The sequence below is a fragment of the uncultured Algibacter sp. genome (assembly GCF_963976535.1).
Taxonomy (GTDB): domain Bacteria; phylum Bacteroidota; class Bacteroidia; order Flavobacteriales; family Flavobacteriaceae; genus Algibacter_B.
In genome coordinates, this window is sequence record NZ_CAXBLF010000046.1 from 1 (window position 1) to 20,994 (window position 20,994).

General features: G+C 30.4%; 18 protein-coding genes. 9 read left to right on the forward strand and 9 right to left on the reverse strand.

Annotated elements, in window-relative coordinates; all coding sequences use genetic code 11:
- Positions 1-338 precede the first annotated feature (338 nt).
- The 5 genes from efp to AAC024_RS11945 all read right to left on the reverse strand — a co-directional run bounded on the left by efp (position 339) and on the right by AAC024_RS11945 (position 5,699).
- Entirely contained in the window at positions 339-905 is a 567-nt protein-coding gene (gene efp, locus AAC024_RS11925; protein ID WP_339895666.1) for an elongation factor P, read from the reverse strand.
- Between the two features lie 137 nt (positions 906-1,042).
- Positions 1,043-1,828, reverse strand: coding sequence for an acyl-ACP--UDP-N-acetylglucosamine O-acyltransferase (gene lpxA, locus AAC024_RS11930; RefSeq protein ID WP_339895667.1), 786 nt, complete (start codon positions 1,826-1,828; stop codon positions 1,043-1,045).
- A gap of 2 nt (positions 1,829-1,830) precedes the next feature.
- The gene (locus AAC024_RS11935; RefSeq protein WP_339895668.1) at positions 1,831-3,237 is read right to left on the reverse strand and encodes a bifunctional UDP-3-O-[3-hydroxymyristoyl] N-acetylglucosamine deacetylase/3-hydroxyacyl-ACP dehydratase; all 1,407 of its coding nucleotides are present in this window, start codon (positions 3,235-3,237) and stop codon (positions 1,831-1,833) included.
- Positions 3,228-4,250, reverse strand: a complete 1,023-nt coding sequence (gene lpxD / locus AAC024_RS11940; protein WP_339895670.1) for a UDP-3-O-(3-hydroxymyristoyl)glucosamine N-acyltransferase — start codon at positions 4,248-4,250, stop codon at positions 3,228-3,230. The genes AAC024_RS11935 and lpxD overlap by 10 nt, the downstream gene beginning before the upstream one ends.
- Positions 4,251-4,478: 228 nt before the next feature.
- Positions 4,479-5,699, reverse strand: coding sequence for an HD domain-containing protein (locus tag AAC024_RS11945; protein WP_339895672.1), 1,221 nt, complete (start codon positions 5,697-5,699; stop codon positions 4,479-4,481).
- A gap of 129 nt (positions 5,700-5,828) precedes the next feature.
- Between AAC024_RS11945 and AAC024_RS11950 the strand changes: the two genes are divergently transcribed.
- From AAC024_RS11950 to AAC024_RS11965, 4 genes are all read left to right on the forward strand, one after another.
- Positions 5,829-7,382 (forward strand): bifunctional response regulator/alkaline phosphatase family protein, encoded by a 1,554-nt coding sequence (locus tag AAC024_RS11950; protein ID WP_339895700.1) that lies wholly within the window; start codon positions 5,829-5,831, stop codon positions 7,380-7,382.
- Positions 7,383-7,474: 92 nt separating this feature from the next.
- Entirely contained in the window at positions 7,475-7,897 is a 423-nt protein-coding gene (tsaE, locus tag AAC024_RS11955; protein WP_339895674.1) for a tRNA (adenosine(37)-N6)-threonylcarbamoyltransferase complex ATPase subunit type 1 TsaE, read from the forward strand.
- Positions 7,898-8,076: 179 nt separating this feature from the next.
- Positions 8,077-8,214 (forward strand): hypothetical protein, encoded by a 138-nt coding sequence (locus tag AAC024_RS11960; protein ID WP_339895676.1) that lies wholly within the window; start codon positions 8,077-8,079, stop codon positions 8,212-8,214.
- 22 nt (positions 8,215-8,236) lie between these two features.
- Entirely contained in the window at positions 8,237-8,713 is a 477-nt protein-coding gene (locus AAC024_RS11965; RefSeq protein WP_339895678.1) for a hypothetical protein, read from the forward strand.
- 121 nt (positions 8,714-8,834) lie between these two features.
- Here the strand turns inward: AAC024_RS11965 and AAC024_RS11970 are convergent, their stop codons facing one another.
- Positions 8,835-11,219, reverse strand: a complete 2,385-nt coding sequence (locus AAC024_RS11970; RefSeq protein WP_339895679.1) for an outer membrane beta-barrel family protein — start codon at positions 11,217-11,219, stop codon at positions 8,835-8,837.
- A 403-nt stretch (positions 11,220-11,622) separates the two neighbouring features.
- On the opposite strand from AAC024_RS11970, the gene AAC024_RS11975 reads away from it, so the two are divergent.
- From AAC024_RS11975 to AAC024_RS11990, 4 genes are all read left to right on the forward strand, one after another.
- Positions 11,623-12,825, forward strand: coding sequence for an alanine dehydrogenase (locus tag AAC024_RS11975; protein WP_339895681.1), 1,203 nt, complete (start codon positions 11,623-11,625; stop codon positions 12,823-12,825).
- Positions 12,826-12,856: 31 nt separating this feature from the next.
- A complete protein-coding gene (locus AAC024_RS11980) occupies positions 12,857-13,231 on the forward strand; it encodes a hypothetical protein (RefSeq protein WP_339895683.1) in 375 nt (124 codons plus the stop codon).
- Between the two features lies 1 nt (position 13,232).
- Entirely contained in the window at positions 13,233-13,826 is a 594-nt protein-coding gene (locus AAC024_RS11985) for a sugar transferase (protein WP_339895684.1), read from the forward strand.
- Between the two features lie 114 nt (positions 13,827-13,940).
- Positions 13,941-15,011: a polysaccharide biosynthesis protein gene (locus tag AAC024_RS11990; protein WP_339895685.1), complete on the forward strand. Its 1,071-nt coding sequence runs from the start codon at positions 13,941-13,943 to the stop codon at positions 15,009-15,011.
- 232 nt (positions 15,012-15,243) lie between these two features.
- Here AAC024_RS11990 and AAC024_RS11995 read toward each other — a convergent pair whose 3' ends face one another.
- A complete protein-coding gene (locus tag AAC024_RS11995) occupies positions 15,244-16,422 on the reverse strand; it encodes a proline dehydrogenase family protein (protein ID WP_339895687.1) in 1,179 nt (392 codons plus the stop codon).
- 93 nt (positions 16,423-16,515) lie between these two features.
- Here AAC024_RS11995 and aroB point away from each other — a divergent pair, with 93 nt between their 5' ends.
- The gene (gene aroB, locus AAC024_RS12000; protein ID WP_339895689.1) at positions 16,516-17,583 is read left to right on the forward strand and encodes a 3-dehydroquinate synthase; all 1,068 of its coding nucleotides are present in this window, start codon (positions 16,516-16,518) and stop codon (positions 17,581-17,583) included.
- A 221-nt stretch (positions 17,584-17,804) separates the two neighbouring features.
- Here the strand turns inward: aroB and AAC024_RS12005 are convergent, their stop codons facing one another.
- Positions 17,805-20,201, reverse strand: a complete 2,397-nt coding sequence (locus tag AAC024_RS12005; RefSeq protein ID WP_339895691.1) for a polysaccharide biosynthesis tyrosine autokinase — start codon at positions 20,199-20,201, stop codon at positions 17,805-17,807.
- A 15-nt stretch (positions 20,202-20,216) separates the two neighbouring features.
- Complete coding sequence (locus AAC024_RS12010) at positions 20,217-20,990, reverse strand: polysaccharide biosynthesis/export family protein (RefSeq protein WP_339895692.1); 774 nt, start codon at positions 20,988-20,990, stop codon at positions 20,217-20,219.
- Between the last annotated feature and the right edge of the window lie 4 nt (positions 20,991-20,994).

The window sequence follows — 20,994 nt, forward strand, 5'->3', positions numbered from 1 at the left end:
TTAAAGTATGTGGTTTAGGAAACTTCATATATCAGTATTCAGTATATAGTATTCAGATTTAGTAGTGTCCGATTAAAGAATCAAGACCGCTTCGCTGTTAGAACCAAGAACAAAGACTTGATTGTAACTAATTGATAAACAGTAATTTTTAAATTCATAACTTTCTAAAAAATAAAATTTTTCAGTAATCGCAAAAAGCAAGCCCCTCTTTTTTATAAGCCCTGAAAACTTAGGGTTCGCAAAGGTTTTCTTTAAGCGAACTATTTTTTATCGGACAACAATGATTCAAATTATAGTAAGTACTGCTTACTGGATTCTGCCAACTGTGAACTGATTTTTTATTCTTTAACACGTTCTTTATAAGTGCCTTTCGCTGTTTCGATTTTAATTTTATCTCCTTCATTTATAAATAACGGAACATTAACCTCTGCTCCAGTTTCCATAGTTGCAGGCTTAGTAGCGTTTGTAGCTGTATTTCCTTTAACACCAGGTTCTGTATGTGTAACCTCTAAAACTACACTAGCAGGTAAATCAACAGATAGTGGCATATTATCTTCCGTATTGATTAAAACAGTTACTACCTCGCCTTCTTTCATTAGTGCTGGATTATCTAAAGCGGCTTCTAATAAACGGATTTGAGTATAATCTGCTTCATTCATAAAATGATAAAATTCTCCATCATTATATAAATATTGAAATTTATGAGTCTCTACACGTACATCTTCCAATTTATGCCCTGCAGAAAATGTGTTATCTAATACTTTTCCACTAGTTACACTTTTCATTTTTGTTCTCACAAAGGCAGGTCCTTTACCAGGTTTTACGTGTAGAAATTCTATTACTTTATAAATATCATTGTTATAACGAATACATAATCCGTTTCTAATGTCGCTTGTCGTTGCCATTTTGTTGTTAAGTTGTTTGTCGTTTAGTTGTTTGTTGTTGAGTTCTCCATCTACCGTCTTCCCAAAGAGAAAAAACTTTCCAATCCGTTATCCGTCTTTTTTCTCGCTTCTTTTCTCTTTATTCTTTTATCTTAAAATTAATTTGATTTGAAATATCCTTTCATGATACCTCGATGAGAATTTTTTATAAACTGAAGAATTTCATCACGTTCAGGAGTTGCCTCCATTTCAGCTTCAATAATTTCAGCAGCTTGTGTATTATTATAATTTTTTTGATACAGTATTCTGAATATATCTTGAATTTCTCTAATTTTTTCTGCTGAAAACCCTCTACGTCTTAGTCCTACTGAATTAATTCCAACATAAGATAAAGGTTCGCGAGCAGCTTTCACAAAAGGTGGCACATCTTTTCTAACTAAAGACCCTCCAGTTACAAAAGCATGATTTCCTATGGAAACAAATTGATGAACCGCAGTCATACCTGCCAGAACAACATAATCGCCAATATTAATATGTCCAGCCAAAGTACTGTTATTAGAAAAAATACAATTCTTACCCACAATGCAATCGTGCGCAATGTGGCAATATGCCATTATTAAACAGTTGTCGCCTACTACTGTTTTCATTCTATCTGTTGTCCCTCTATTGATCGTAACACATTCTCTTATGGTGACATTATCGCCAATTTCAACAGTTGTATCTTCATCATTATATTTTAAGTCCTGTGGAACAGCAGAAATTACTGAACCAGGAAAAATATTACAATTCTTACCAATTCGAGCACCTTCCATAATGGTCACGTTGCTGCCTATCCATGTACCTTCACCTATTTTTACATTGTTATGAATAGTTGTAAATGGTTCAATAACTACATTTTTTGCGATTTTCGCACCGGGATGTACGTAAGCTAAAGGTTGGTTCATATTTATTTTACTTTTGAAATTTGAGCCATTAATTCGGCTTCAGCGCATAATTTACCATTGGCATAAGCATATCCTTGCATGTGGCAAATACCACGACGAATTGGAGTAATTAACGAACAGCTGAATATGAGAGTATCACCAGGCATTACTTTTTGTTTAAACTTAACCTTATCCATTTTCATAAAAAATGTTAAGTAATTTTCTGGATCTGGAACGGTATTTAAAACTAAAACCCCACCTGTTTGTGCCATAGCTTCAACAATTAAAACCCCGGGCATTACTGGAGCTCCTGGAAAATGACCTTTAAAAAACTCTTCGTTCATAGTCACATTTTTTGTGGCTATGACATGATTTTCGGTAAGTTCATATACTTTGTCTATTAACAAAAACGGTTGCCTGTGAGGTAACATAGCCATGATTTGCATCACATCCATTAAAGGAGGTTGGTTTAAATCTATATTTGGTACATTGTTACGACGTTCGTTCTTTATTATTTTTGAAAGTTTTTTTGCAAATTGTGTGTTAACAAAATGTCCGGGTTTATTTGCAATAACCTTACCTCTAATTCTGGTTCCAACAAGCGCTAAATCGCCTAAAACATCTAATAATTTATGTCTTGCCGCTTCATTAGGATGATGCAAAGTCAAATTGTCTAAAATGCCATTTGGCTTAACTGAAATAGAATCTTTTTTAAACGCTACTCTTAGCTTTTCCATAGTTTCAGGAGATAGTGCTTTATCTACATATACTATAGCATTGTTTAAATCGCCTCCTTTTATTAAACCATGTTCTAATAACATTTCTATTTCATGTAAGAAACTAAATGTACGTGAGTCTGAAATATCCTTTTTAAAATCTGAAATATGATTTAACGTCGCATTTTGTGTTCCTAAAACTTTAGTTCCAAAATCTACCATAGTAGTAATTTGGTATTCTTTAGAAGGCATCACAAGAATTTCACTTCCAGATTCTTCATCTACATAAGATACAATATCTGTAATAACAAACTCTTCCCTACAAGCATCAAGTTCTACAACTTCAGCTTTTTCAATGGCTTCAACAAAAAACTTAGAAGACCCATCCATTATAGGAGGTTCAGAGGCATTAAGTTCTATTACAGCGTTATCAACATCTAATCCTACCAAAGCAGCTAAAACATGTTCAGACGTTTGAATCGTTACTCCATTTTTCTCTAAACAAGTTCCACGCTGTGTGTTTGTTACATAATTAGCATCAGCTTCAATTACAGGTTGCCCTTCCAGATCAACACGCTTAAATGATAATCCAGAATTAGCTGCAGCTGGTTTAAAAGTTAAGGTTACTTCTAATCCAGTATGCAATCCTACACCTTTTAAAGAAACGGCTTCTTTAATAGTTTTTTGTTTGATTTCAGTATTAACTATTCCCATTTATTCTTTTCTAAATCATTAATATTTTTAACAATAGTTGGCAAGTTTTTAAAATGAACATACGATTTATTGTAGTCACTTAATTTTATAGCTGGAGAGCCTTGTAAGATTTCGTCATCTTTAACATTTCTACCAATACCAGATTGTGCTTGTATTCTAACATTATTACCTATTGTTATATGTCCAGCTATACCAACCTGCCCTCCTATCTGACAATTTTTCCCAATTTTAGTAGAGCCTGCAACACCAGTTTGGGCAGCGATCACCGTATTATTACCAATTTCAACGTTATGTGCTATTTGTATTTGGTTATCTAGTTTTACACCAGTTCTAATAGTGGTTGAACCTAGAGTGGCTCGATCAATAGTTGTTGCAGCACCTACATCAACAAAGTCTTCAATAATCACATTTCCAATTTGAGGAATTTTACTATAGCCCCCTTCATCATTAGGAGCAAAACCAAAACCATCAGCTCCTATAATAGCTCCAGAATTAATAACACAATTTTTACCTATTATAGTTTCAGAATAAATCTTAGCACCAGAAAAAACTATGGTATTATCATCTATTACGGTATTATCTCCTATATATGTGTTTGGAAATATTTTAACATTATTGCCCATAACAACATGTTCACCGATATAGCTAAATGCTCCAATATATACGTCATCACCATGTTTTGAAGAATCAGAAATAAACGAAGGTTGTTCTACTCCAACTTTATTAAGCTTCACTGAATTGTAATATTCTAGAATCTTTGAAAACGCCAAATATGCATCATCAACTTTTATTAGCGTCGTTTTTAAACTACTCTCAGGATCAAAAGTTTTATTTACAATTGTAACTGAAGCTTTGGTAGTATAAATATGTGGCGTGTACTTAGGGTTTGCTAAAAAGGTTAAAGCACCTTCAAAGCCTTCTTCAATTTTAGCAAGTTTTGATACTTCAATATCAGGATTCCCAACTACATCGCCTTCTAATATTCCTGCTATTTGTTGTGCTGTAAATTTCACACTTTGAAAGTTAGATTTTGTTTTTTGTTTGATTCACGCAAAAATAAGAAAAATGTGCCAAACCCACATTATGCATTAGAAAATCTATTACATCTTAAAATGACTTCAAAATATAACGCTTTGCTACTTTTTAAAGTTTAACCGTAACTAGGCTATGCTAAAACCTTAAAAAGCCATATTTTATTGTGATTTTAAACTTCATAACGATCTTCTAATGCATAATGCGGGTTATAGTTTAACCTTAGGGTAACATATATAATATTTTGTAACAGGTTTTGATAACGCCTTAAGATTCAATTGGTCTGATGCTTTAACGATATCTTCTATCTTTCCAGACTTATGCAATATATTAATGCCTTTAGTATTTAGTTGATAAGCTTGATTTGAAATACTTCCAGTAAACACAAAATATTTTGCATCTTCTTCTGAAATATTATACTTACTAATTATAGTTTCAATATGCTTCTTCAAACTACCTTCTTTGATTTTTTTATTTTTTAGTTTAATCTGAAGTAAGTTTCTATTAATTATCATCTCGCTTAAATTACTAAGCACAAAATCTTTATGATGTTGCCATTGTTTCATTGCCGATATAATATCATAATCATCTAACTGTGAAAAGACTTCAAGTGTATCATTTTTAAAATTGATAATAGATATTTTATTTTTCAAAAAATACAATAGCGCATCACTTGCTTGAAGTTTATGTCCCAAATCATGTAATTCTTTAGCGCGCTTCAATACCCTAATTAACAACTGTTCTGCAACTAAACCAGTTTTATGCAAATACACTTGCCAGTACATTAAGCGTCTAGCTATAATAAATTTTTCAACACTATAAATACCTTTTTCTTCTACAACTAGCGCATCATCAACTACATTCAGCATCGTTATTAAACGCTCACTATTTATATTGCCTTCTGCAACTCCTGTGTAAAAACTATCACGTTTTAAATAGTCTGCCCTATCCATATCTAATTGTCCGGAAATAAGCTGGCACATAAATTTTCTTGGGTATTCCCCTTTGAAAATTTGAATGGCAAGCGTTAAACTTCCGTTAAATTCTTCATTTAAACGTTCCATAAATAACAACGAAATGGCTTCATGAGAGACATTATTCACTATAGAATGTTCCATGGCATGCGAAAACGGACCATGACCAATATCATGCAGCAAAATAGCAACATAAAGACCCGTTTCTTCCTCGTCAGAAATTGTAACCCCTTTAAAACGAAGCACATTAACCGCTTGCTGCATTAAATGCACACAACCAATAGCATGATGAAATCTGGTGTGATGCGCCCCAGGATATACCAAATATGACATCCCCATTTGTGTAATTCTACGTAAGCGTTGAAAATATTTATGCTGTATTAAATCGAAAATGAGCGAATTTGGAATAGTAATAAATCCGTAAATTGGGTCGTTTAATATTTTAAGTTTGTTCAAACTTTAATTTTTTACATTTAATATTTACAAATATAGGGATATGAGCCCATAATGGGCAGTTGAAATAAAAACGTTTTTATGAAACAAAAAGCTAATTATTTCTAATAATTTTAATAATACTTTAAATAGATTACTATGATAAAAATACTTTGGGTTGATGATGAAATTGATTTGCTTAAACCACATATTTTATTTCTTGAAAAGAAAAACTATAAAGTTACAACTTGTAATAGTGGTACTGAAGCCATTGATATCTTAGATGAAGAAAATTTTGATATAGTGTTTTTAGATGAAAACATGCCAGGTCTTACTGGTCTTGAAACTTTGCATGAAATTAAAGAGAAAAAAGACAACCTTCCCGTAGTAATGATAACCAAAAGTGAGGAAGAATACATCATGGAAGAAGCTATTGGTAACAAAATAGCTGATTATTTAATTAAGCCTGTAAATCCAAATCAGATTCTGTTAAGTTTAAAAAAGAACTTAGATCATTCAAGACTTATTTCAGAAAAAACAACTTCGAACTACCAACAAGAGTTTAGAAAAATCGCTATGGATTTAGCTATGGTAAATAGCTATGAAGAATGGGTGAACTTATACCAAAAATTAATTTATTGGGAAATTCAGTTAGAAGATATTGAAGATGTTGGTATGTTTGAAATTTTAGAATCTCAAAAAAACGAAGCGAATATTCAATTTGGGAAGTTTATTGAAAAAAATTATGCACATTGGTTTAAACCGCATACCGATGCACCAATAATGTCTCATACCTTATTCAAAGAAAAAATAGTTCCAGAATTAAGCAAAGAACAGCCAACCTTATTAGTTGTAATTGATAATTTACGTTACGATCAGTGGAAAGTTTTTGAGCCTATCATTAGTAATTATTTCAAAAAAGATAAGGAGGAAGCTTTTTTCAGTATCCTGCCAACAGCTACCCAATATGCTAGAAATGCTATTTTTTCAGGATTAATGCCAAGTGATATGGAAAAACTATTTCCGCAGTATTGGAAAAATGATACTGATGAAGGTGGAAAAAATATGCATGAAGCTGATTTTTTAGAGACACAAATGAAGCGTTTGGGCTTAACAAATTTAAACTATGAATATCACAAAATTACAAATCTTAAAAAGGGAAGAAAATTAGCTGATAATTTCAAATCATTAAAAGACAACGATTTAACAGTTGTAGTTTATAATTTTGTTGATATGCTATCACATTCTAAAACCGAAATGGATGTCGTTAAAGAATTGGCATCAAACGATAAAGCATATCGGTCTTTAACACTTAGTTGGTTTAAAAACTCCCCACTTTTAGATATGATTCAGCAAGCACAACAATTAGGTTTCAAATTAATCCTAACTACAGACCATGGCACTATAAATGTAAAAAACCCTTCTAAGGTTATTGGTGATAGAGATACCAGTTTAAACCTGCGTTATAAAACAGGAAGAAGCCTAACTTATGATAGCAAGGATGTACTGGCATCGAAAGACCCAAAGGAGCTGCATCTCCCTTCAATTAATATGAGCAGTTCTTATATTTTTGCAAAAAGTGATTTGTTTTTTGCTTACCCAAACAACTATAATCATTATGTTAGTTACTACAGAAATACCTATCAACATGGCGGTGTTTCTTTAGAAGAAATGGTTATTCCTTTCGCTGTTTTTAATCCCAAATAAATCCATAAAAAGCATATATCATCGATGAAATGCAATTTTATTTAGGTTTTTTAAATTATTATAACTAATATTGTATATAAATTTTATTTAAATTGAATATTCGCTATGGTTTAAATGAGGTTGAGCAAGCAGCAAAACACCTTTTAAAAAATTCTAAATCAAAGACATTATTGTTCTATGGAGGTATGGGTGTTGGAAAAACAACCCTTATAAAAACCATAGTAAAACTGTTAGGTAGCGAAGACGAAGTTAGTAGCCCAACGTTTTCAATTGTAAATGAATATAAATTAAAAGATGAAAAAATTTATCATTTTGATTTATACAGAATTAATGATTTAGAAGAAGCTTACAATTTTGGAATTGAAGATTATTTAGATTCTGAGTATTGGAAATTAATTGAATGGCCCGAAAAAATAGAGTCGATTTTATATGATGATTTTGATTGTATTGAGATAAAATTAGACACTGAAAACAACCGTATTTTAAGTTTAAATAAAACAGAAACAAGCCAATAACTAATAGCTTATGACGCATAAATAGCATATTCTCCAGTAATATTTTGAAGTTTTACGGGAAACCCACATCATGAATTTTAAAATTCATTGTTTTTAACATAATTTTAACATTTGTTGATTTACTTCAAGATAGTCTTTATTTACATTTGGGTATTAATTAATTAAAATCCCTTAAAATTATGAAGACTAAAAAGTATTTAATTGCAATCGCAATTTTTGGAGGTATATTGTTTATAGCTAATGCAGCTAACCAATATAACGTAGATGTTGAACAAACGGCAAAAATCGAAAAGAAATCTAGACCAATCGTTGCTTAAAGAAAAAAAGGTAACTAAGGGATTGATATTAGGTAGTATAATTGCTACTCTTATATCTTTAACACCTTATTTATTTTCTTTATATGAAAGTGTTCCAGTACAACGTGTATGGAGCACTTTTTTATTTACTTATGATAGTAGCCTTTGGGAAGATGCCAATTATGCTATGTGGGTTTTTACTGGTAAAATTATCCCTTTATTTTTATTATTTATATGGTTTTTTACCTGCAGACATTGGTGGTATCATTCTCTTTTAGTACCCATAGCCATGTATTTATTTCAAATTTTTCAAGTATTTAATGCGGAAAATAAATTTATGGATGAATTTCAATTAATCTATATGATTCCGGTTATGGCAATCATTATACCTTCAATTTATTTAATTAGAGCCCGTATATTCAACAAAATTAATGATGCCAATAAATCTTTAGAGGAATTAGAAGAAGAGTTCAAAATATCTCCAAAAAACTTTTGGAATAAAATAAAACAATATTTTTAATTTAATTATGACAGATCCTGTATTTAAAATTGTTCTTTTATCTATAGTTATAGCATCGTTTATACCAACACTGGTTTTACTGTATAAACATTATAAAAAGAACAAAAAGTGATTCTAATTTTTAATTATTATTTCTTAGCCTATCTCTTTCGTTCAAATCAATACTCTTTTTATTGTTTGTTAATCTGAAGTTTCCAAACTGATAATTAAATCCAAATACAAATAATCTATTTTCAAATTGAAATTTAGAAAAAATATCTTGGTTTAAGTACTTGGTGGTCGTATTAAAATTTTGTGTGTTGAAAATATCCAACACTCCTATATTAAAAGAAGCCCTCTTATTCCCAAATGTCTTTCTTAAATTAATATCTAAACTTGATGTAAAACTAGTGTCAGTTGGCCCATCGTTAGTTGGAGATAAATAATTAAAAGACACATCTGCAACTAAACTTTTATCTTTTAAAAAAGTAAAATAGTTAATAATTTCTGAATAAAAACTCCATTTATCTCCAACAAATGAAATAGCATTACTCTCAATTGGATTAAACTTATTGTTATAATAATATACTGATGATAAAACATATAAATTCCAATAATTATTTAATGCCACATAAGTTGTAAAATCTAAACCATAGGAAATTGATTCATCAGTATTTGTGTTTTGATATACTAATAAATTTCTGTTGTTATCTTGATAAAAATATTGTAAAGTAGGATCTTTCTCATACCTATAATATAATTCAAAAGTATAATCCTTATTAAATGTATACCCCAAAATAAATTGATCATCAATTTGAGGCTGCAAATTAGGGTCTCCTGTTATAAACGTATTGTCATTTAAAAAATATTTAAATGGATTTAATTGACTATATCTTGGGCGGTATATGCGTTTGTTATAGTTAAAATAGATATCATTATTATCATTTACTCTATGCAACAAATGGAAAGAAGGAAAAAACTTTACATAATCGTTTTTATTTACTTGATTTGTTGATAATGAATTCCCTTTAATATCAGTTAATTCAGTTCTTAAACCCAATTTTAAACTCCATGAATCCCAATCTTTTGAGTAACTAGTATATACTGCATAATTAGTTTCATCATATAAAAACGTATCAGAATTTTGTAAATCTAGCTCTCTAATACCATTTTCAAAGTTATACTGAGTTAGAATACTCTTAGAGTTTATATTGGATACTTTTACTCCAGCTTCAAACAGTCCTGAATCATTTACGGGCAATTCATAGTCTAATTGCCCTGTATAGAGTTTAATCTCTTGACTTGAAAATGTTTGAAATCTATTAGTTCTAATAAGAGATTCATCTGGAAATAAGTAATCAGTATCCACATTTTGAAAGCTAGAAAAGTCATAATTAGTATGATGCGCGCTTATTAGAAGCTTTTCTCCTTCTTTTTTAAACTTGTGGATATAATCTAGAGTAAATGCTAGATTAAACGTTTCATCAACTAATTTATTTTGAGTTATAAAGGTAGAATCTAATACTTTATTATTACTAAAAACATCGGTTATAGAATTGACATTGGTTTGCGTGTTTGCTCTGGGAGATAAAAGCATACTTGTTGAAAACCCCAAACTATTATTTTTATCTAACTCATAATCAATGGTAGCATTTATGTTTTGATTTGCTGTTTCGCGCGTTCTTTTAAAATCAGTTGCCCAACTTGTGGTTACTTGATTATTATCTATAAAATTTACAAACTCATCATTATTGCGAAAATCCTTTCTAGGGCTTATACTATAATTCAAATATGCATTGAGTTTTTTGGCTTTAAAAAAATGACTCGTTCCTAATGCATATTTTGGAAATTCACTGCCTTGTTTATAGTTACCAAAAACGCTACCGTTATAACCAGCAATAATATTTTTACTAGTTATTATGTTTATAACAGAACCGCCTTCGGCTTCATATTTAGCTGGTGGACTTGTAATAACTTCAATAGATTTTATATTACTTGCAGAAGTCCCCTCCAAAAGTTGCTGTACCTCATTTGAAGATAAATGCACGCGTCTATCATTAATATAAATTGTTGGTGTAGATTGTTTTACTGTAATTTTCTCATTATTTACCAAAACGCCAGGAGTATGTTTTAAAACATCCAAAACATTATTATTTGAAAGTGTTGAGTTTTCAACATTAAAAACTAATCTGTCAACCAATCTTTTTACGGTTGGCCTTTTTGCTACTACTGTAACTCCATCAAGTTCTTGCAAATTTTCTTTGAGTATCACTATTCCTAAGTCAATATGTTCATTCAGCGTTATTGCTTTTGAATAGTCTTCAAATCCTAAAAAACTTATTTTAATTGTATAATCACCTTTGTCAATATCATCAATTTTGAAAGCACCAAAATCATTAGTGGTTGAACCTTTTAGTATTTCTGAATTTTCCTTACTCATTATCACAACATTAGCGTATGCAATAGGTTCATTGTTTGAATCATTTACATTTCCACCAACACTAAATTGTTGTGAAAAACAAAACATCGTAGATAAAAAAATAAAACAGGGGAAAAATTTTCTAAGCATAGGCTAAATTACAGAAACAAACTTATAATAATTAATTTTTACATTTAAAAAGAATCTGATAAATTGTTATTTTATCTGATAAAATCAATAGTTATATCGCATTTATGCTTTTAGAATATGAAAACAATTATTTTTTTAGATTATATTCTAAGAACTCATCTTGACTATTTCTATTTCCTATAAAATGGCTGAAATTCGCCCATATTTCGTCTATTTTCTTATGCGTAGCGATGCTATGCCTATCAAAAATAGTCTCATCTGAACAAATTTTAGCTCATTTTCGGTTAAAAATTAAAAGTTAAGATGAGTTCTAATTAAAAAATTTATTTGTAATTTGAAATTTAATAATTTGATCTAATCCATGTCGAAACAACCACTTTCGCCTTTTACTAAGCAACAGCTTTTACCACAAGAAGAAACGCTTGAAATTTTTAAGAAAAAAGGAGAGTTATTCATAGGTATTCCTAAAGAAACTGCTTTTCAAGAAAAGCGTATTTGCTTAACCCCAGATGCTGTTTATGCTTTGGTAAATAATGGTCATAGAGTTTTAATTGAATCTGGTGCTGGAAAAGGTGCAAATTTTAGCGATAAAGATTATAGTGAAGCTGGAGCTGAAATCACAAAAGATACCGCCAAAGTATTCTCGTGCCCAATGATTTTAAAAGTAGAGCCCCCTACTCTAGAACAAATAAAGCTTTTAAATCCACAAACTATTTTAATTTCTGCTTTGCAGTTAAAGACTCAAACAAAAAAATATTTTGAAGCTCTAGCATCAAAAAGAATTACTGCGCTTGCATTTGAGTTTATAAGAGATACAGATGGTAGTTACCCTGCAGTAAGGTCGCTAAGTGAAATTGCTGGTACTGCATCTGTATTAATCGCTTCAGAACTACTTTCAGATGCCAAAAGCGGTAATGGCTTAATGTTTGGTAACATAAGTGGTGTACCTCCAATAGAGGTCGTTATTTTAGGGGCTGGTACAGTTGGTGAATTTGCAGCGAGAAGTGCTTTGGGACTTGGGGCTGGTGTAAAGGTATTTGATAATTCAATTACAAAATTACGACGTATTCAATCTCAATTAGGACGTCCTCTTTTTACTTCAACAATTCAACCTAAAAATTTACTTAAAGCATTAAAACGTTGCGATGTTGTTATTGGTGCGGTAAGAGGGACAAACAGATCTCCAATTGTAGTTTCTGAAGGCTTGGTACAGTCTATGAAAAAAGGAGCTATTATTATTGATGTTAGTATCGATATGGGTGGATGCTTTGAAACCAGTGAAGTTACATCACACAAGCAACCAACTTATATAAAGCACAATGTGGTGCATTATTGTGTCCCTAATATTCCTGCTAGATACCCGCGTACAGCAACAGTTTCAATTAGTAATATATTCACGCCTTATTTGCTGAAAATTGCTGAAGATGGTGGCATAGAAAATTCTTTAAGATTTGACAAGGGTTTAAAAAATGGATTGTACTTTTACCACGGTATTTTAACAAGTAAACCTGTAGGTGAATGGTTCGATTTAAAATACAATGATGTGAATTTGCTAATATTTTAATTAAATTTTCACCAAACCCTAAACATTTTAAATGACACTTATTCAACGCATTGGTTATTATCTTGGAGGTTTTTCCATAGGATTAGTTATTCTCGCTTTCTTTTTAAATGGTAAAAAAACATCTTGTAGTTATGGTCCTGATTCTCGAGTCTTAAAAAATATAAACTCAAAAAAACTAATTTACAGCCAAAATATTTCTACCCTTTTAGATAATAAAACTGTTGATTCTGCAGCTATAAACTATATTCTAAAAAAAGGTGATATTAATTTTTCTGAAAGCAACCCACGGGAAGAGCCATGTGGTGTTTATACTATAGAAGGTATGCACAATGATAACGAGGTTACTTTAACGGTTGAAAATTGTGATAGTATAGCAACCGTTTTAAAATTAATAATTGATAAATAACATGATAAAACGACTATTTGATGTTGTTTTTTCAGTAATCGGGCTGATACTACTCTTACTAGTCCTACTATTAATTTCTATTCTAATCAAATTAGACTCAAAAGGACCTGTACTTTTTATTCAAGGTCGCGTTGGAAAAAATAACGAGGATTTTAATATATATAAATTTAGAACTATGAGGGTACAGTCCGACATAAAAGGACTACTAACTCTTGGTAATAATGATTCAAGGATAACCAAAATGGGCTATTTCTTAAGGCGTTATAAAATAGATGAATTTCCACAACTTATTAATATCCTTAAAGGTGATATGAGTTTTGTTGGCCCTAGGCCGGAACTACGTTATTATGTGAATTTTTATAATGAAGATGATATGAATATATTTAAAGTGCGACCAGGTATTACAGGTTTAGCCTCTTTAAAATATAGAAACGAAGTTGAACTTTTAAAAGCTGCCAAAGACCCTGAAGAATTTTTCATCAAAACGATTATTCCTGATAAGTTGAACTATAATAAGGAGTATATAAGTAAGCGCAATTTCTTTTTTGACTTGAAACTTATAGGACTTACTATTGTTAAAGTGATTACCAAATAAGAATACGCGAAATTCTATTTCATAAGTTATTTGCAGTAAATAATAATTATTCATAATTTGCAAATGCATTTTACCCTAATAACCTATCGTTTTAACGAACGTTAAATAGCCCTTATGAATAAAGAAACTGCAAATCATATTGATGAACTGTTATATGATTCGGGCTTATTTCCTTCAAAAATTAAAAATCTTAAAAATATAGTCTCCTTTGATTTTTCTGATGAAATCATTTTAATAACTGGTGCAGCTGGTTCTATTGGTAGCGGGCTTACTAAACAATTAATTAACTGTAAGTACAAAAAACTTATTTTAGTTGATGTCGCAGAATCTCCGCTTTATGTACTAATAAAAGAATTAGAATTTGAAGATGTTAACCATATAGATTTTGTATTACTTAATGTTACTGATGAAGACTCATTAAAATATCTATTTGAAGCCAATACACCGTCTATTATTTTTCATACAGCAGCTTATAAACATGTACCATTAATGGAGGATAATGCCTATGAAGCGGTTAAATTAAATATATTTGGCACCAAATTACTTGCTGATTTCTCTCTTAAATATAAGGTGAAAAAATTTATTTTTATATCTACTGATAAAGCTGTAAACCCTGTTAGTGTCATGGGGATGACTAAACAGATTGGGGAAACCTATTTAAGCTTTTTAAATGAAAAAAGCGAGACAGAATTTATTACTGCAAGATTTGGAAACATATTTGGTTCTAATGGATCAGTTGTTCCTTTATTTAAAAAGCAAATTGAGTTTGGCCATCCATTAACTATCACAAATAATGATATTTCAAGATATTTTATAAGTAAATATAAAGCCTGTAACCTTATTCTAAAACTAGCTTCGACACGAGATTATCAAAGTGATTCATTTACCTTCAATATGGGCGAGCCTATTAAAATATTAGATATTATTGAAAGACTTCTTTTGTGTTATGATAATCTTGAAAATATACCCGAAATTAAAGTTATTGGTTTACGTCCTGGAGAAAAACTCAATGAAGATATCATTTCTGCTGATGAAATTCTTCTTTCAACTGAATACGAAGATATTTTAGCCATAAAACAAAAAAATGATTCTAAATCAATAAAAATAGATTTCACTCCATTATCTAACATGACGCCTTACATGTCTAACAAAGAAATAAAATCTATTTTACTCAATTATATTTAATTTTATGACTATCGGATAGTTTGCACATGAAGTCAACTTTTAAGTTTTGTAAAAAAACACCTCCCTCTATCCCTCCTTTCTAGGAGGGAAGAAATCGTTTCCCCTCTAAAAAGAGGGGATTAAGGGGTGTGTAGGCCTAAATTTAGCCGTAAATCGAATAATCCGGAAAAAAAGAGGATAACCTGATTGACAAAAAAAGTTTATGTAACAAATCCGATAGTCATATTTTATTTTAAAGACTTTGTTTTCTTCGGTTTTTTTCTTTTTTTATCAACGCTAATTCTCTTCCAGTTTGTCCAGCTACAGATGTGTTTTCTTCCGCGCGTCTAATCAAATAAGGCATCACATCTTTTACGGGGCCAAAAGGAATATACTTTGCAACATTATAACCTTTATTAGCTAAATTAAAACTAATATGATCACTCATGCCATATAATTGACCAAACCAAATACGAGGGTCATTGTTGAGTAACTTTTTTTCATTCATTAAATTCATCAAAAGATAAGAACTATCTTCATTGTGGGTTCCTGCAAACAAAGACATACAATCCAAATGATCCATCATATAATACAAACCATTATTAAAATTCTGGTCTGTTTCAAATTTGCTTTCACATATTGGGGATTTATAATCTTTTTCTTCAGCTCTATCATTTTCCTTTTCCATATAGGCGCCACGTACCAATTTAAACCCTAGAAAATAATTGCCTTTTTTAGCTTTTTCATGTTCCTTTTCTAAGAATGCCAACCTATCATGTCTATACATTTGTAAGGTATTATAAACTATGGGCTTTTCTGTATTATAAATAATCATTAAATTGGTAATAAGGGCATCACATGCATCTTGCATCCAACTTTCTTCAGCATCAATTAAAACGGCAACATCATTAGCCTTAGCTTTTTTACAAACAGCATCATACCTTTCTAAAACTCTAGACCACTCTTCTTCTTCATTTTCGGTTAAAGCTTCTCCGCTACTTATTTTTTCATATAAATAAAATCGTCCAAAACCACTTGGTTTAAATACTGCAATTGGTATAGCATCAATTTCATTTGCAAAATCGATTATTTTTAAAATTTTATCCTTGGCTGAATCAAACTCTTTCTCACTTTCTTTTCCTTCAACAGAATAATCTAAAACAGAGCTAACGCCTTTGTAATACATATTATCAATTACAGATAAACAATCTTCTTCATTCACACCACCACAAAAATGATCGAAAACCGTAGAACGAATTAAACCTTCAATTGGCAAGTGTGCTTTTATAGCAAAGTTAGTAGCCGCAGTTCCAATACGAACTAAGGGTTCTATAGAAATCATTTTAAACAAGAAATATGCGCGTTCTAATTCAGAGTCTGTCTTTAATGAAAAAGCAATTTCAGTATCGTCAAAAATTAAATCTGTGTTCATTTTGAAAATTTTGCGTAAAGATAATTATAGCTAAGTTATCATTTTATATAAAAACTCCTTAATTTCACAGCTTTTTAAAACAACAACTCTTTTATGGATTCTATTACAGCTAACAAGAGTATAATTCATTTTAATAATACCTGCTATACCTCTTTAAATCAACATATTGAGGATAATAATTTCTCTAATATTTTTATTTTAGTAGATGAAAACACGCATCTACATTGTCTGCCTAAACTTTTAGAAAAATTAGAAACAGATAAGACGATAGAAATTATTGAAATAGAATCTGGTGAAATAAACAAAACTATTGAAACTTGTGTTGGAGTTTGGAATGCCCTTTCTGAGTTGGATGCAGACCGGAAAAGTTTAATGATTAATATTGGTGGTGGTGTAATTACGGACTTAGGAGGATTTGTAGCTTGTACTTTTAAGCGAGGGATAGCTTATATAAATATCCCCACTACTCTACTATCCATGGTAGATGCCTCTGTTGGTGGGAAAACAGGTGTTGATTTAGGACATTTAAAAAATCAAATAGGTGTTATTAGCAACCCTGATTTAGTGCTTATAGATACACCGTATTTAGACACCCTACCTCAAGACCAAATGCGTTCTGGATTAGCAGAAATGCTTAAACATGGCTTAATTACAGGGGAAGGTTATTGGAATAAATTTCAAGATTTATCTAAACTTTCACTTGATAATTTAGATGAATTAATATATGAATCTGTTATCATAAAAAGAGATGTTGTTACAGAAGATCCTTTTGAAGATGGGTTGCGTAAAACTTTAAATTTTGGGCATACATTGGGTCATGCCATAGAATCCTACTATTTAAGTAACCCAAATAAAACGACTTTATTACATGGCGAAGCTATTATTATAGGCATGATTTTAGCATGTTATATGTCAACAGAATTAGTTGGATTCCCAAAAGAAACAACAGACAGCATAAAAAAACTATTTCTTAGTTATTATGATAAAGTGACCATTGAAAAAAACGACTATCCTGCTATTATTGAGTTACTAAAATATGATAAGAAGAACAATCATGGTAATATCAATTTTGTGCTTTTAGAATCTATTGGAACATGTAAGATTGACTGTTTGGTAGATAATAAATTAATAATTGAAGCTTTTGAGTTTTATACAAGTTAATATTTTGGATTAAATTATACTCACAAAAAGAGGCTGTCTGAAAAGTCAAAAACGAATTAATTTGTCACATTGAGCATTGGTGAAATGAAAACATTTTTTCATTGAAAGCACCTTGCGAAGCAAACCGAAATGCATTGAAAATCAAAACAATAAGGTTTTCGACTGCGCTCAAACTGACACTGAGAATGACTTTTCAGACAGTCTCTTTATATGATTTTTTTTTAAGATTTTTTAAATCTACTAAAAAACCCTTTCTTCTTTGGCTTACCATAATATCCATATTTCGCACCATAACCAAAATTAGACTGTTTTACATCATTAACAACAAGCATCATGTTATTAAGTTTATTTTCTGCATGTAACTGTTTCGCAAAATTTAATATTTTCTTCTCTGTACGATCTGCTCGTGTTACATATATTGTGTGACCTGCGTATTGGCTAATTAATAATGTATCAGTAACGAGCATTGATGGTGCTGTATCTACAATAACGTAATCATAGTTTTCTGAAACGCTATCAAATAAGTCTTTTATTCTTTCACTCATTAATAATTCAGCAGGGTTTGGTGGTACTTTACCTGAAAGTAAAATATCAATACCTAAATCGTTTATTTTATAGGTATTAACTGTTTCAGATATTTCAACAGATTTATCAACTAAATAATCAGTTAATCCTAACTTTGTTCTATCAGTACTTTTATCTTTTTTATTCTTAATTGCTGAATAAATTTGAGGGTTTCTAATATCAGCACCAAGTAGCAAGACTTTTTTACCTGTATTAGCAATAGTAAGCGCCATATTTAGGCCAATAAAAGACTTACCCTCACCGTTTATGGTTGACGTCACGAAAACAACGTTATTATAGTTTTCAACGTTTTTACTGCGCCTTATATAATCAAAGTTTGTTCTTATAATCCTGAAAGATTCTGATAAAATAGATCTGTCATTGCGCTGAATTAAACCGTTGTCATTTCTGGATACTCTTGGAACTTCTCCTAAAACTGTGATGTTTTTAATAACATTTTCTAAATCTTCTTTATTGTGGATTTTTGTGTCCAATAATTCTTTAATATAAATAAAACCAAAAGGAATAAGTATTCCAACCATAATAGAAGCTAAATACACCATAGTTTTTTTTGGTGATACAACAATATAATCTGTATGTGCATCATCTATAACTTTTGCATTTGGTGACGTCGATATTAGTGAAATGGTAGCCTCTTCCCTTTTTTGCAAAAGATACAGATATAAAGTTTCTTTAACTCCTTGCTCTCGCTCAATATCTCTTGATTTACGAACTTGCCCAGGTACTGCATAAATTTTTGAACTAATTTTAGCTGATTGATTTTCTAAGCTCCTAATTTGAAGCTCCAAAGTTTTTGATGAATTATCTAAACTTTCACGAAGGTTATTTTTCAGAGTATTTAATTGTTGATCTAAATTTACTATTATTGGATTTTTTTCATTTGAACTCGTTAAAAGTCTATCTCTATTATCTAAAAGTTCATTATACTTATTAGCAATCAAATTCATAGAATCATCAGATAAACCTATATTTGATGGAATTCGTGCAAAAGAATCTTCATTTATTTGATTCTTCATGAAATTAATCTTACTAAATTCTGTTCTATTAGTAGCTAATTGCTGTTCTGTTTGTGCATTTGATTCTAAATATAAATCAGCTTCAGATGAAATATTAGTTAATTTATTTCCAGTTTTGAATAACTCAATTTCATCATCAACTTTTGAAAGATCTGTCTCTATCAAATCAATTCTTTTATTAATAAAATCTGCTGTATTATTAGACTTGGCACTTTTCTCTTCAATAGAAACTCTATTATATTCTGCAATCAAATTATTAACAACGGCAACAGCCCTATTACCAGAAGGGTCATTTAAAGACAAATTGATTACTTTGGATCCTTCAGCTACTGATGAAATTCGAATTACTTTTTTATATCTCTCAGCTACTTTATCTAAAGGAATAATTTTTACATTAATAGTTTGTCCAACTAAATTTAATAAATTCTCAGTATTTGGGGTCACTATAATATCGTTTATTGGGGTTGAAACATTTTTTCCAAAAAACATTTTTTTTAATATAATCTCCTCTTTTTGTTTTGATTCATATATAAAATCAAATGTTGTTTCTGATGTAATTAATATACTAAAATAAAAATCTGACTCATAAATAATAGAATCCTGCTCAATAAAATTAACTTTAATGGGTGATTTATCTATAGGAAAATATTGAGTATCATGAAGTCGTCCTTTAGCAAAGAACTGTTTATTTAATTGTAATTTTTTCACAACCCCTTCCATTAACTTTCGCGATTTTAGTACTTCAATCTCATCCTCAATCAGTTCACTATCGGCACTGGATAATAGACCCATATCCCTAAGGACTGCTTCAGCTGGGTTAGAACCATTATCATTTTCCATAAGCATAATCGTTGCCTTGGCATTGTAGTCAGGTGTTGAATATCTTAAATAAAAAAAAGCAAATGCGATACAAATTATAACACTTAAAACAAACCATTTCCATTGTTTTAAGTATGCTCCAATTTCTTTTTTTAAGTCAAAACTATCTGTTGGATTCACAGAATTTATTTTATTCATGTTTAAATTTATAAACTATCTTCGTGTTACGAATATTAATGCAGTAGTCACTAAAAAAGATGTAATACTAATAATCGTTCCAATTCTAGAATCGCCAGAAGCACTACTTCTAGCGGAGTTATTGGGTTCAATATAGACAACGTCGTTCTGAGTTAAATAATATACTGGAGAATTAAATAATTCTTTATTAGTTAAATCAACTCTTGTATAGGTTTTTGTTCCATTAAAATCTCTGACAACTAATATGTTTTCTCTTTTCCCTTTAATGGTTAGATCACCAGCCAAAGCGACAGCTTCTAGTATTGTTATTCTTTCACCTGAGACATCATATCTTCCGGGTGATCTCACTTCTCCTATAATAGAAATTCTAAAATTTAGAATTCGTATATTAACTATTGGATCTTTAAGATATAAAGAAAGTTTTTCTTTGAATAATATTTTTGCTTCTTCGACTGTTAAACCAAGTAGTTTAACCTTACCTAAGACAGGATAATCTATATTACCATCAATATCAACTAAATAATCTATAAGTTGTGGGTTTGAATTTGTGCTTCCGCCTAGGTACAAATTAAAAGGAGCTACCGCTTCTATATCAAAAGTTGAAACGAATACACTTACGATATCGTTTACTTTAAATTTAGGGGCGAATGTATCTGTATCAACAACGGTTTCGAAATCTTTGGCATTCTGAAAATATATAACTTCTTTTTTAGTAACACATGATGACAATGAAAGTAATAAAATTATACCCGTTATTGTAAACTTCGTTTTAATATAATTAAATATCATGTTA

Coding starts and splice junctions, on each gene's coding strand:
- AAC024_RS11990 (WP_339895685.1), top strand. CDS start 13,941: ATGAATAAAGAAACTGCAAATCATATTGATGAACTGTTATATGATTCG.
- AAC024_RS11975 (WP_339895681.1), top strand. CDS start 11,623: ATGTCGAAACAACCACTTTCGCCTTTTACTAAGCAACAGCTTTTACCA.
- AAC024_RS11935 (WP_339895668.1), bottom strand. CDS start 3,237: ATGGGAATAGTTAATACTGAAATCAAACAAAAAACTATTAAAGAAGCC.
- AAC024_RS11980 (WP_339895683.1), top strand. CDS start 12,857: ATGACACTTATTCAACGCATTGGTTATTATCTTGGAGGTTTTTCCATA.
- efp (WP_339895666.1), bottom strand. CDS start 905: ATGGCAACGACAAGCGACATTAGAAACGGATTATGTATTCGTTATAAC.
- AAC024_RS11970 (WP_339895679.1), bottom strand. CDS start 11,219: ATGTTTTGTTTTTCACAACAATTTAGTGTTGGTGGAAATGTAAATGAT.
- AAC024_RS12010 (WP_339895692.1), bottom strand. CDS start 20,990: ATGATATTTAATTATATTAAAACGAAGTTTACAATAACGGGTATAATT.
- AAC024_RS11985 (WP_339895684.1), top strand. CDS start 13,233: ATGATAAAACGACTATTTGATGTTGTTTTTTCAGTAATCGGGCTGATA.
- AAC024_RS12005 (WP_339895691.1), bottom strand. CDS start 20,201: ATGAATAAAATAAATTCTGTGAATCCAACAGATAGTTTTGACTTAAAA.
- aroB (WP_339895689.1), top strand. CDS start 16,516: ATGGATTCTATTACAGCTAACAAGAGTATAATTCATTTTAATAATACC.
- lpxA (WP_339895667.1), bottom strand. CDS start 1,828: ATGAACCAACCTTTAGCTTACGTACATCCCGGTGCGAAAATCGCAAAA.
- AAC024_RS11960 (WP_339895676.1), top strand. CDS start 8,077: ATGAAGACTAAAAAGTATTTAATTGCAATCGCAATTTTTGGAGGTATA.
- AAC024_RS11995 (WP_339895687.1), bottom strand. CDS start 16,422: ATGAACACAGATTTAATTTTTGACGATACTGAAATTGCTTTTTCATTA.